This window comes from Pseudomonas sp. DC1.2, assembly GCF_034351645.1.
In the GTDB taxonomy this organism is placed as follows: Bacteria; Pseudomonadota; Gammaproteobacteria; order Pseudomonadales; family Pseudomonadaceae; genus Aquipseudomonas.
The window spans coordinates 1,870,113-1,882,681 of record NZ_CP133782.1 but is presented as its reverse complement, the minus strand read 5'-3'; the positions used below and the strand labels follow the sequence as shown (position 1 = coordinate 1,882,681).

The following is a 12,569-nucleotide window of genomic DNA, read 5'->3' as shown; positions in this document are numbered from 1 at the left end:
TCGGCACTTTTAGTGACAAGCCGTTGTACGCCGACCATGAGCCAAACCGAACCGCTAGACCAAGATCCCGTGTTCCAGTTAAAGGGCAGCATGCTCGCCATTACGGTTCTGGAACTGTCCCGTAACGACCTCGAGAACCTTGATCGGCAATTGGCCGCCAAGGTCGCTCAGGCACCCAATTTTTTCAGCAATGCCCCCCTGGTACTGGCGCTGGACAAACTCCCGGCCAGCGAGGGCGCAGTGGACTTGCCTGCACTGATGCGCGTGTGCCGCCAGCATGGCCTGCGCACCCTGGCGATCCGTGCCAGCCGCATCGAAGACATCGCCGCCGCCATCGCAGTGGACTTGCCGGTGTTGCCGCCCTCAGGGGCACGAGAGCGTCCGCTGGATCCGCGTGAAGGCACGGTGACGAAAAAGCCGGAAAAGCCGCCAGAACCCACCATCAAACCGACGAAGGTGATTACCTCGCCCGTGCGGGGTGGCCAACAGATATATGCCCAAGGTGGCGATTTGGTGGTGATTTCCTCAGTCAGTCCGGGGGCGGAACTTCTTGCCGATGGCAATATCCATGTATACGGCCCGATGCGCGGTCGTGCGCTGGCCGGGGTCAAAGGCGACACCAAAGCACGAATTTTCTGTCAGCAAATGAGCGCTGAACTAATCTCCATCGCCGGGCAATACAAGGTTTCCGAGGATTTACGTCGCGATCCGCTGTGGGGTTCGGGCGTACAGGTCAGCCTGTCGGGCGACGTGTTGAACATCATTCGGCTTTAACGGATACTGCCGCATTTTCCAAGCATCTCTAAAACGTAGCGAAAACGGCTCAAACGAAGTAGGAAAAAGGCCAAAGCAGTGTTTACCTGAGGTAAGCGCCGCCCAGAGCCGGATTCCAGCCAAGGCTGTCCGACTGCAGTAGTTTTTCAAGAGATGTTTTTCAGGGGCTAAAAGTCCTTTTTCCTTAGGGGTGAAACACCTTGGCCAAGATTCTCGTGGTTACATCCGGCAAGGGTGGTGTGGGTAAGACCACCACCAGCGCCGCTATCGGTACAGGTCTCGCTCTGCGCGGCCACAAAACAGTAATCGTCGACTTCGACGTCGGCTTGCGTAACCTCGATCTGATCATGGGTTGCGAGCGCCGCGTGGTGTACGACTTCGTCAACGTGGTCAACGGCGAAGCCAACCTGCAGCAAGCCCTGATCAAAGACAAACGTCTTGAAAACCTTTACGTCCTGGCTGCCAGTCAGACCCGCGATAAAGATGCGTTGACCGTCGAGGGCGTTGAAAAAGTCCTGATGGCGCTCAAAGAAGAATTCGAATTTGTGGTTTGCGATTCGCCGGCTGGCATCGAGAAAGGTGCTCACCTGGCCATGTACTTCGCTGATGAAGCGATTGTCGTGACCAACCCGGAAGTGTCTTCGGTACGTGACTCCGACCGCATGCTGGGCCTGTTGGCCAGCAAGTCGCGCCGCGCCGAAAACGGCGAAGACCCGATCAAGGAACACCTGCTACTGACCCGCTACAACCCTGAGCGCGTCAGCAATGGCGAGATGCTTGGCGTTGAAGACGTCAAGGACATCCTGGCGGTGACCTTGCTGGGTGTGATCCCGGAATCGCAAGCGGTACTCAAAGCCTCCAACCAGGGTGTGCCAGTAATTCTCGACGACCAGAGCGACGCCGGTCAGGCGTACAGCGATGCAGTCGATCGCCTGCTGGGCAAAACCGTGGAGCATCGTTTCCTCGATGTAACGAAGAAGGGCTTCTTCGAGCGCCTGTTTGGAGGTAGATAATGAATCTTTTTGACTTCTTTCGTGCCAGCAAAAAGGTCAGCACCGCGTCGGTAGCGAAAGAGCGTCTACAGATCATCGTGGCGCATGAACGCGGCCAGCGCAGTACGCCGGATTACCTGCCAGCCTTGCAGAAGGAACTGGTAGAAGTGATCCGCAAGTACGTCAATATCGGGTCCGATGACGTGCATGTCGCTCTGGAAAACCAGGGTAGCTGCTCGATTCTGGAACTCAATATCACCCTGCCAGATCGCTGAGTCGATCCGGTTGGAGCCACGGCGGCTCAGGCCCCTTCTGTCACTTGAAGGGGCCTGAGCCGCCGTTGGCGTTTGTTACGAGGCTGTTTTAATGCCGCTGTCCAACATCCATATCATCCATCAGGACGCCGCCGTACTGGTGGTGAATAAACCGACCCTGTTGCTCTCCGTCCCTGGCCGGGCCGATGACAACAAGGACTGCCTGATTACCCGTCTGCAAGAAAACGGCTACCCCGAAGCGCGAATCGTTCATCGGCTGGATTGGGAAACCTCGGGCATCATTCTGCTGGCCCGTGACCCGGACACTCATCGCGAACTGTCTCGGCAGTTTCACGACCGTGAAACGGAAAAGGCCTACACCGCGCTGTGCTGGGGCCAACCGGAACTGGACAGCGGCAGCATCGACCTTCCTTTGCGCTATGACCCACCGACCAAGCCTCGCCATGTGGTGGATCACGAATTCGGCAAAAACGCGCTGACCTTCTGGCGTGTGCTGGAGCGATGTGGCGACTGGTGCCGAGTAGAGCTGACGCCAATCACCGGACGGTCTCACCAGTTGCGCGTTCACATGCTCTCCATCGGCCATCCCCTATTGGGTGACGGGCTCTACGCTCACGAACAAGCCTTGGCCGCATGGCCCCGACTGTGCCTGCACGCCAGCATGCTCAGCTTCACCCAGCCTCAAACCGGTGAACGCATGCGCTTTGAGTGCCCGGCACCGTTCTGACGGGCAAGGCGATAAAAAACTGTGGGAACCAGCTTGCGATAACGGAGTACCGGTCGGCACCGATGTTGCCTAATACCCCGCTTTCGCGAGCCGGCTCGCTCCCACAGGGTATTTCCTCCAGACGCAATCTCGAGGGAAACAGAGCAGCAGACCAACGCCAATTCTGCGTCCAATACGTTAAACTCCCGCCCACTGCTGTCTGGAGTTTCTTATGCGCGAAGAGTTGAACCAAGGCCTGATCGACTTCCTCAAGGCCTCCCCTACCCCCTTTCATGCCACCGCCAGTCTTGTTCAGCGTCTGGAAGCGGCGGGTTTTGCGCGCCTTGACGAGCGCGAGCCGTGGACCATCGAAACTAACGGTCGTTATTACGTCACCCGTAACGACTCCTCTATTGTTGCCTTCAAGATGGGTCGTCACTCGCCACTGCACGGCGGTATTCGTATGGTCGGCGCCCATACCGACAGCCCATGCCTGCGGGTCAAGCCGCAGCCAGAGCTACAACGCCAGGGCTTCTGGCAACTGGGCGTCGAAGTCTATGGCGGTGCCCTGCTGGCTCCGTGGTTCGACCGCGACCTGTCCCTAGCGGGCCGCGTGACCTTCCGCCGTGACGGTAAGGTCGAGAGCCAGTTGATCGATTTCAAGGCACCGATTGCCACGATCCCGAACCTGGCCATCCACCTCAACCGTGAAGCTAATCAGGGCTGGGCGATCAATGCGCAGACCGAACTGCCGCCTATCCTCGCGCAATTTGCCGGTGACGAGCGTGTGGATTTTCGCGCGGTACTCACTGATCAACTGGCTCGCGAACACGGGCTCAACGCCGATGTTGTACTCGACTACGAGTTGAGTTTCTACGACACCCAAAGCGCTGCGGTGATCGGCCTGAATGGCGACTTCATTGCGGGCGCACGCCTCGACAACCTGCTGTCGTGCTACGCCGGGCTGCAAGCGCTGCTGAGCGCCGAAACCGATGAAACCTGCGTGCTGGTGGCCAACGACCACGAAGAAGTCGGTTCATGCTCGGCCTGCGGCGCTGACGGCCCGATGCTCGAGCAGACCTTGCGTCGCCTGCTGCCCGACGGTGATGAGTTCGTAAGGACCATTCAAAAATCGCTGCTGGTGTCGGCCGACAACGCCCACGGTGTTCATCCCAACTATGCCGAAAAGCACGACGCTAACCACGGCCCAAAACTCAATGCCGGACCGGTAATCAAGGTCAACAGCAACCAGCGCTACGCCACCAACAGCGAAACCGCGGGCTTTTTCCGTCATCTGTGCATGGCCGAAGAAGTGCCGGTACAGAGTTTCGTGGTACGCAGTGACATGGGCTGTGGTTCGACCATCGGCCCGATCACCGCCAGCCACTTGGGCGTTCGCACCGTTGACATCGGCCTGCCGACGTTTGCCATGCATTCGATCCGTGAACTGTGTGGCAGCCACGACCTGGCGCACCTGGTCAAGGTACTGAGCGCGTTCTACGCCTGTCACGAATTGCCATGACCCATACGTGTGGCGAGGACGCTGCTGCCCTCGCCACACAGTCTCTGCTTTCTGACACACATCACCCCCGCCCGCTCAAAAGCGACCTAGACTTGAGGCATCCCCTTCGACAAGGCTGTCGTCATGATCTCGATGTCTTCATTTCACGCCATGCTGATTCCTATTGTTTGCGGGATGATCCTGCTGGCCGTCGGCTTCAACTTCCGCGACAAAAATGCCGGGGTCTTCACCCTGTGGATCGGCATGCTATTGATCCTCGCCACCGTGGTTTACAAGATCCTGGCCAAACTCAACGAATAAATTCGCTCATCGGCTCGCATTGATTTTGACGGGCTCGTACACTCGGCCGATCCGCTCATCCCGAGGTTGACCGCCTAGTGTTCGCTCGTCTTTTCGCCCTGCCGTGTTTGCTCCTTGTCTGCCTCATGACGCTACTGCCGGTGGCGCCTGCACAGGCGGTCGGTTTACCGGGGCTGCTCAACAGCTCAACGAAAGCCCAGCCCGAGGCGCAGGTGCCATTGGGGCAATCCCTGGACGACGTCATCAAATCCCTCGAAAACGATCAGCAACGTAGCAAGCTGCTCGCGGACCTGAAAAAACTCCGCGACGTCACCAAAAAGGCCCAGCCAGCCACTGAAGAAGGCGTACTGAGTCTGATCGGTGGCACGCTGGCCAGTTTTGAAAAACAGTTTTCCGGCGCCGACAGTCCGCTGACACGCTGGTCCGAAGAGTTCGGCTTGGCCGAAGGGGAACTGTCGGAATTGATGTTGCCGGCCAATGAGTGGCTGCCGATCATCTTTGCCTTCGCCATGATCCTGATGGTTTGGAGCCTGCTGGCTGCGGCTCTGATTTGGCTCGGCCACACAGTACGCATGCGCTTCGGCCTGACCGAAGAACTGCCGCAACACCCCAAAGCCCTGGACATGCTGCGCTTTGCCTTGCGCAAACTCGGACCGTGGCTGATCGCCTTGGTGATCACGGTCTATATGAGCTACGCCCTGCCTTCGTCCCTGGGCAAGGATCTGGCAATGGTCCTGGCTTATGCACTGGTAGTGGGGACGTGCTTTTCGGCGATCTGCGTCATTGCCTTTTCGGTGCTCGATGGGCCGCACCGCCACCGCGCCTTGTACATCCTGCGGCATCAGGCGTTTCGCCCGTTATGGCTGATCGGTAGTTTTGCCGCTTTCGGTGAAGCCCTGAGCGACCCACGCCTGGTGACCAGCCTCGGCAGTCACTTGGCCCACACGGCGGCGACGTGTGCCAATGTCCTCGCGGCGCTATCGACCGGCTTGTTTATCCTGCGCTTTCGCCGCCCCATCGCACACCTGATCCGCAACCAACCACTGTCACGACGCCTGACCCGCCGAGCCTTGAGCGACACCATCGACATCCTCGGCACCTTCTGGTTTCTGCCAGCCTTGGTGCTGGTGGGCATCTCGCTGTTCGCCACGTTCGTTTCGGCGGGCGACACCAGCACAGCACTGCGCCAGTCGCTGATCTGCACCGTGCTGCTGGTGTTGTGCATGGTCATCAACGGGCTGGTACGCCGGCATTCACTCAAACCGCAACGAACGGTAAAGCGCCACGCACTGTATTCCGACCGACTCAAAAGCTTTTGCTACACCCTTGCCCACCTGGTGGTGTGGCTGGTGTTCATCGAACTCGGCTTGCGGGTCTGGGGCATGTCGCTTATCGCGTTCACCGAAGGCGACGGTCATGAAATCAGCGTCAAACTGTTCAGCCTCGCCGGCACGCTGATTTTCGCCTGGCTGATCTGGATCCTCAGCGACACCGCCGTGCATCACGCCCTGACGCGCTCGCGCAAGGGCCTGGCCAACGCCAGGGCGCAAACCATGATGCCGTTGATCCGTAACGTGCTGTTCGTGGCCATTTTCATTATTGCGCTGATCGTCGCGCTGGCGAACATGGGCATGAACGTCACGCCTCTGCTGGCCGGTGCCGGTGTGATTGGCCTGGCCATCGGTTTCGGTGCCCAGTCATTGGTCGCGGATTTGATCACCGGGCTGTTCATCATCATCGAAGACTCACTGGCCATCGATGACTACGTAGATGTCGGCGGCCACTTGGGCACGGTCGAAGGCCTGACCATCCGCACCGTGCGCCTGCGGGACATCGACGGCATCGTGCATACCATTCCGTTCAGCGAAATCAAAAGCATCAAGAACTACTCACGAGAGTTCGGCTACGCAATCTTTCGAGTCGCCGTGCCTTACAACATGGAAATCGACGACGCGATCAAACTGATGCGCGAAGTCGGTCAGAAAATGCGCACCGATCCGCTGCAACGCCGCAATATCTGGTCGCCACTGGAGATTCAGGGTGTAGAAAGTTTCGAGTCCGGCAGTGCGATTCTTCGCGCCCGCTTCAAGACCGCTCCGATCAAGCAGTGGGAAGTTTCCAGGGCATTCAACCTGTCACTGAAACGACACCTGGATGAAGCCGGACTTGATTTGGCGACACCGCGCATGAGCATTCAGGTGGTCACGGCGGGCGGCGGGCAGGAAAAGTCAGAGTGACCGTTCAACCCCCTTCGCAAGCACGCTCGCGAAGGGGTCGCCACGGCCACACGAATAACCCGTCCCGTCAGACCACATCGACGCCGACATGAATCGCATCATGTCGCCAAAACTCCAGGTCACAATCGATCAACCGCTCATGCTGATCATAATTGACCCGGGCAATCCGTAACCCTGGGCTCCCCACCGACACCCGCAATGCGGCCGCCGCATCCACCGACAACGACGTCGGCACGATCTCGAACCGCACCCGACCGTAGTGCAGATCGTAATGCCGGGCATACAACTCGGTAATCGACTGATTCAAATCAAAGTCGAGGATTCCCGGAAAAAACTGCGGATTCAGATAGTGCTCTACATACAGCACCAGTCGCCCATCAATACGTCGCGCACGGCAAATCTGAATCACGCTCGACAGCGCGGGCAATTGCAACCATGCACACACCGCCGCCGATGCCGGCTGCAACCGCGCCGAAATCACTTCGGTAGACGGCACCCGCCCCTGGGCGCTGACCATGGCGTGGAAGTGACTGCGCTGCATCAAGTTATAGGCCAGACGCGGCGGCGACACGAACCAGCCACGCCGCTCCTCGCGATAAATCTGGCCTTGAGCTTCCAACTGTAACAACGCCTCACGCACCGTGATCCGAGTGGTCCCGAACAACTCACTGAGCTTGCGCTCGGCCGGTAGCTTGCTGCCGTGCGCCAGCAATCCGTGGTCGAGTTGCTCCTGAAGCACTTGCCCGATGGCTGTCACCGCTTTGGTTGTCTCGACGCGCATCAACGTTACCTATCTGGACTAGACCAGCACTGTTTCGGGGCAGAACCGCGAGCTAAACCGGCTCCATCAACTGACTGCAAGCCTAGGCACTGCATATGACTGGCAGATGACAAAGGCGCCGAACGGTTGCACCAGACACCTGCAATTTCACGGCCAAGTCCTTTCATATCAGCCCTTTAGCCATGGTCTACGCTTATCTCGCACCCTGAGTATTCAAGCGTAAAAAATACCGGCTGGCTGGGGGCCGACATCAAAATGTCATCCAAGCCGCCTAAATTGGCTCAGGTATTGCTGACCTAGACCAACACAACCGCAATCGCAGCGTGAAAACGCCCAAAGGAGCTTCGGATGAAACAGCTTTTCCTGGCATCACTGTTAGGCTCGACCATTGCCATGTGCACCGCCGCCATGGCCGCTGATACGGATTTGAAAACCCTCGAAGCCGCTGCGAAAGCGGAAGGCGCAGTCAACAGCGTCGGCATGCCCGATGACTGGGCCAACTGGAAAGGTACGTGGGATGACCTGGCCAAGACCTACGGCCTGAAGCACATCGACACTGACATGAGTTCGGCGCAGGAAGTGGCCAAGTTCGCCGCTGAAAAAGACAACGCCAGTGCCGACATCGGCGACGTGGGCGCCGCTTTTGGCCCGATAGCCGTCAAACAGGGCGTGACTCAACCGTACAAGCCAACCACCTGGGCACAAGTCCCGGACTGGGCGAAAGACAAGGACGGCAACTGGGCCTTGGCGTACACCGGGACCATCGCGTTCATTGTTAACAAAAAGCTGCTGCACGGTTCTGAAGCACCGAAAAGTTGGGCTGATCTGAAAACCGGCAAATACAAAGTGTCCATCGGCGACGTGAGCACCGCTGCTCAAGCCGCCAACGGCGTCCTGGCTGCAGCACTGGCCAACGGTGGCGACGAAAAAAACATCCAGCCTGCGCTGCTGATGTTTGCTGAGATCGCCAAGCAGGGTCGTCTGTCGCTCGCCAACCCGACCATCGCCACCATGGAAAAAGGTGAAGTGGAAGTCGGCGTGGTCTGGGACTTCAACGGCCTGAGCTACAAGGCCAAAATGGCCAACCCTGAGGACTACATCGTGCTGATCCCGTCCGATGGTTCGGTGATCTCCGGCTACACCACCATTATCAACAAGTACGCCAAACACCCGAACGCCGCCAAGCTGACTCGCGAGTACATCTTCAGCGACGCCGGCCAGACCAACCTGGCGCGCGGCAATGCTCGTCCAATCCGCGCTGACCACCTGACCCTGCCGGAAGACGTGAAAGCCAAGCTGCTGCCGAACGAGCAGTACAAAAAAGTAACACCAATCAAAGATGCCGACGCATGGGAAAAGACCTCCAAGGCACTGCCTCAGAAGTGGCAGGAAGAAGTCATTATCAATATGCAATAACGCGGTAGTCCGCCGCTTGGCGGGCTAATGGAGATCACGGTGGGAGCGAGCAGGCTCGCTCCCACCGTGGACCGAGTGAATTGCGACTATCTGTTTCGCGGAGTTTTTGCCCCTATGAAGCACAACGTCATCCTTGTCGTGCTCGACGGCCTCAACTACGAGGTTGCGCGCCACGCCATGGGGCACCTGCAGGCTTACGTTGGCGCAGGACGCGCGGCACTCTACAAACTGGAGTGCGAACTGCCGGCCCTGTCCCGACCGCTATATGAATGCATCCTGACCGGCGTCACACCGATCGATAGCGGCATCGTCCATAACAATGTCTCGCGCCTGTCCAATCAGCGCAGCATCTATCACTACGCCGCAGAGGCCGGCCTTACGACCGCCGCTGCGGCTTATCATTGGGTCAGCGAGTTGTATAACCGTTCGCCGTTCGTCGCCGCACGGGATCGTCACACCGACGACCCGCAGTTGCCGATCCAGCACGGTCATTTCTACTGGAACGATCACTACCCCGACTCGCATCTGTTCGCCGACGCGGAAAACCTGCGTCTGCGGCACACGCCGAACTTTCTGCTGGTACACCCCATGAACATCGACGACGCCGGGCACAAGCACGGCCTCGATACCCCGCAGTACCGCAACAGCGCCCGCTCGGCCGACATTGTGTTGGCTGACTACCTGCAAGGCTGGCTCGACGCCGGCTACCAGGTGCTGGTGACCGCCGACCACGGCATGAACAACGACCGCTCCCACAACGGCTTGTTGCCAGAAGAACGCGAAGTGCCGCTGTTCGTCCTGGGCGACGCCTTCAGTTTCAACGCCAGCGCCGCGCCGAAGCAGACCGACATTTGCGGCACCGTCTGTGAACTGCTGGGTGTGGCGCACGACAAACCTGTGTGCCGGGAGCTGCTCAAGTGAATTCCATTACCCGCGGTAAATGGCTGGCAGCGTTATGCCTGGTGCCCTTCGCGATTGTCTTCATCGTGTTCCAGATCGCCCCGCTGTTCTGGGTGCTGATCAACAGTTTGCAATCGGAAGAGTTCGGCTGGGGCCTGGCGAACTTCAGCAAAATCTTCAGTTCGAAGTTTTACCTGCAAGCGATTCAGTACAGCCTGGAGATCAGTTTCTGGTCCAGCGTATTCGGGATCATTATCGCCGTGCTCGGCGCCTACTCCTTGCGCCGGGTCGACTCAAAACTACGCAACTTCGTCAACGCCTTCGCCAACATGACCAGCAACTTTGCCGGCGTGCCATTGGCCTTCGCGTTCATCATCCTGCTGGGCTTCAACGGTAGCATCACCATCATGCTCAAGCAGGCGGGGATCATTCAGGATTTCAACCTGTACTCGAAAACCGGCCTGATCATTCTCTACACCTACTTCCAGATTCCCTTGGGCGTGCTGCTGCTCTATCCGGCCTTCGATGCCTTGCGCGAAGACTGGCGCGAGTCCGCCGAACTTCTGGGCGCTAACGGCTGGCAATTCTGGCGGCACATCGGCTTACCGGTGCTGACCCCAGCGCTGCTGGGAACGTTCGTGATCCTGCTGGCGAATGCACTCGGCGCCTACGCCACGGTGTACGCCCTGACCACCGGCAACTTTAACGTACTGCCGATTCGCATCGCGGCGATGGTCTCCGGCGATATTTCTTTGGACCCAAACATGGCCAGTGCCCTGGCCGTCGTGCTGGTGGCGTTGATGACCCTGGTGACCATCGTGCATCAGTTGCTGTTGAAGAGGAGCTACCATGTCTCGCGCTGAACTGGGCCCCGTCGGTATCTACCACCGCGTCGTGGTGTATGTGCTATTTGCCATTCTGTTGCTGCCGTTGCTCGGGACACTGGTCTACTCGATCGCCAGCAGTTGGTCAGCAACCATTTTACCCAGTGGCTTCACGTTCAAATGGTACGTGCAGCTGTGGAGCGATCCGCGCTTTCTCAATGCCTTCGGGCAATCGCTGCTGGTCTGCGTCGGCTCATTGATTCTGTCGGTGGTACTGATTCTGCCGCTGCTATTCGTCGTGCATTACCACTTCCCGAAACTTGATGCGCTGATGAACATCCTGATCCTGCTGCCTTTCGCGGTGCCGCCCGTGGTGTCGTCCGTGGGGCTGTTGCAGCTCTATGGTTCAGGGCCGTTCGCGATGGTTGGCACGCCGTGGATTCTGATCGGTTGCTACTTCACCGTGGCACTGCCCTTCATGTACCGGGCAATCACCAACAACCTTCAGGCAATCAACCTGCGCGACTTGATGGACGCCGCCCAACTGCTCGGCGCAAGCACCTGGCAAGCGGCGTTTCTGGTGGTGCTGCCGAACCTGCGCAAGGGCCTGATGGTAGCGTTACTGCTGTCGTTCTCGTTCCTGTTTGGTGAGTTCGTGTTCGCCAACATCCTCGTCGGCACGCGCTACGAAACGTTGCAGGTCTACCTCAACAACATGCGCAACAGCAGCGGCCACTTCACCAGTGCGCTAGTGATCTCCTATTTCTTCTTCGTGCTGGTGCTGACCTGGGCCGCCAACATCTTGAACAAGGACAAAAGCGAATGAGCTATGTCAGCGTCCAACACCTGCAAAAAAACTACGCAGGCACCACCGTTTTCAGCGACATCAACTGCGAAATCCAGAAAGGTGAATTCGTCACGCTGCTCGGCCCATCCGGCTGCGGTAAATCCACACTGCTGCGCTGTATCGCCGGGCTGACCTCGGTGGATGGAGGGCATATTCTGCTCGACGGCGTCGACCTGGTGCCGCTGAGCCCGCAGAAACGCGGGATCGGCATGGTGTTCCAGAGCTACGCGCTGTTCCCCAACATGACCGTAGAGCAAAACGTCGCCTTCGGCTTGCGCATGCAAAAGGTCAACGCCGACGACAGCCACAAACGCGTGACCGACGTACTGAAACTGGTGGAACTCAACGACTTCGCCGCGCGCTATCCGCATCAACTGTCCGGCGGCCAATGCCAGCGCGTGGCGCTGGCACGGTCGCTGGTCACCCGCCCCAGGCTGTTGCTGCTGGACGAGCCACTGTCGGCGCTCGATGCACGCATTCGCAAACACCTGCGCGAGCAGATCCGTCAGATCCAGCGCGAACTCGGCCTGACCACGATTTTCGTCACACACGATCAGGAGGAAGCCCTGACGATGTCCGACCGAATTTTCCTGATGAATCAGGGAAAGATCGTACAAAGCGGAGACGCAGAGACCCTTTACACTGCGCCAGTGGATGTTTTTGCCGCAGGTTTCATCGGCAACTACAACTTGCTGGACGCCGACAGCGCGACGAAATTGCTGCAACGGCCAATCACCGGGCGCATTGCAATTCGCCCGGAGGCCATCGAGCTGAGCCTTAACGGCACCCTCGACGCACAGATTCGTAGCCACAGCCTGTTGGGCAATGTGATTCGCTACCGGGTCGAAGCCCGAGGCGTGGAATTGGTGGTGGATGTGCTAAACCGCTCGGCGGCCGATCTGCATCCCGATGGTCAACGCCTGGCGCTTTCCATCGATCCGACGGCCCTGTGTGAGGTAGCCTGATGCCTTTGCTGATGTTGAAGAGAGAACTGC

13 protein-coding genes are annotated in these 12,569 nt (G+C 58.5%); 12 read left to right on the top strand and 1 reads right to left on the bottom strand.

Features of this window, described 5'->3' with window-relative positions:
* Nucleotides 1-36: 36 nt before the first annotated feature.
* From minC to RHM68_RS08545, 7 genes are all read left to right on the top strand, one after another.
* Nucleotides 37-774 carry a septum site-determining protein MinC gene (minC, locus tag RHM68_RS08575; RefSeq protein WP_322221856.1) on the top strand — a complete coding sequence of 246 codons (738 nt, stop codon included), beginning with the start codon at nt 37-39 and terminating at the stop codon, nt 772-774.
* Between the two features lie 200 nt (nt 775-974).
* Entirely contained in the window at nt 975-1,787 is an 813-nt protein-coding gene (minD, locus tag RHM68_RS08570) for a septum site-determining protein MinD (RefSeq protein WP_322221854.1), read from the top strand.
* Nucleotides 1,787-2,041 (top strand): cell division topological specificity factor MinE, encoded by a 255-nt coding sequence (gene minE, locus RHM68_RS08565; protein ID WP_007898843.1) that lies wholly within the window; start codon nt 1,787-1,789, stop codon nt 2,039-2,041. The genes minD and minE overlap by 1 nt, the downstream gene beginning before the upstream one ends.
* A 91-nt stretch (nt 2,042-2,132) precedes the next feature.
* A complete protein-coding gene (locus RHM68_RS08560) occupies nt 2,133-2,768 on the top strand; it encodes an RluA family pseudouridine synthase (RefSeq protein WP_322221850.1) in 636 nt (211 codons plus the stop codon).
* A gap of 211 nt (nt 2,769-2,979) precedes the next feature.
* Entirely contained in the window at nt 2,980-4,269 is a 1,290-nt protein-coding gene (locus RHM68_RS08555) for a M18 family aminopeptidase (RefSeq protein WP_322221848.1), read from the top strand.
* 132 nt (nt 4,270-4,401) lie between these two features.
* A complete protein-coding gene (locus RHM68_RS08550) occupies nt 4,402-4,569 on the top strand; it encodes a hypothetical protein (RefSeq protein ID WP_322223961.1) in 168 nt (55 codons plus the stop codon).
* Nucleotides 4,570-4,646: 77 nt separating this feature from the next.
* The gene (locus RHM68_RS08545; protein ID WP_322221846.1) at nt 4,647-6,806 is read left to right on the top strand and encodes a mechanosensitive ion channel family protein; all 2,160 of its coding nucleotides are present in this window, start codon (nt 4,647-4,649) and stop codon (nt 6,804-6,806) included.
* Nucleotides 6,807-6,873: 67 nt separating this feature from the next.
* On the opposite strand, the gene RHM68_RS08540 is transcribed toward RHM68_RS08545, so the two are convergent.
* The gene (locus RHM68_RS08540) at nt 6,874-7,587 is read right to left on the bottom strand and encodes a UTRA domain-containing protein (RefSeq protein ID WP_322221844.1); all 714 of its coding nucleotides are present in this window, start codon (nt 7,585-7,587) and stop codon (nt 6,874-6,876) included.
* Between the two features lie 348 nt (nt 7,588-7,935).
* Between RHM68_RS08540 and RHM68_RS08535 the strand changes: the two genes are divergently transcribed.
* From RHM68_RS08535 to RHM68_RS08515, 5 genes are all read left to right on the top strand, one after another.
* Nucleotides 7,936-9,003 (top strand): ABC transporter substrate-binding protein, encoded by a 1,068-nt coding sequence (locus RHM68_RS08535; protein WP_322221842.1) that lies wholly within the window; start codon nt 7,936-7,938, stop codon nt 9,001-9,003.
* Between the two features lie 114 nt (nt 9,004-9,117).
* Nucleotides 9,118-9,924: an alkaline phosphatase family protein gene (locus RHM68_RS08530; protein ID WP_322221840.1), complete on the top strand. Its 807-nt coding sequence runs from the start codon at nt 9,118-9,120 to the stop codon at nt 9,922-9,924.
* Nucleotides 9,921-10,766, top strand: a complete 846-nt coding sequence (locus RHM68_RS08525; protein ID WP_322221838.1) for an ABC transporter permease subunit — start codon at nt 9,921-9,923, stop codon at nt 10,764-10,766. The genes RHM68_RS08530 and RHM68_RS08525 overlap by 4 nt, the downstream gene beginning before the upstream one ends.
* Complete coding sequence (locus RHM68_RS08520) at nt 10,753-11,553, top strand: ABC transporter permease (RefSeq protein WP_322221835.1); 801 nt, start codon at nt 10,753-10,755, stop codon at nt 11,551-11,553. The genes RHM68_RS08525 and RHM68_RS08520 overlap by 14 nt, the downstream gene beginning before the upstream one ends.
* A complete protein-coding gene (locus RHM68_RS08515; protein WP_322221833.1) occupies nt 11,550-12,539 on the top strand; it encodes an ABC transporter ATP-binding protein in 990 nt (329 codons plus the stop codon). The genes RHM68_RS08520 and RHM68_RS08515 overlap by 4 nt, the downstream gene beginning before the upstream one ends.
* The last annotated feature ends 30 nt before the right edge of the window (nt 12,540-12,569 follow it).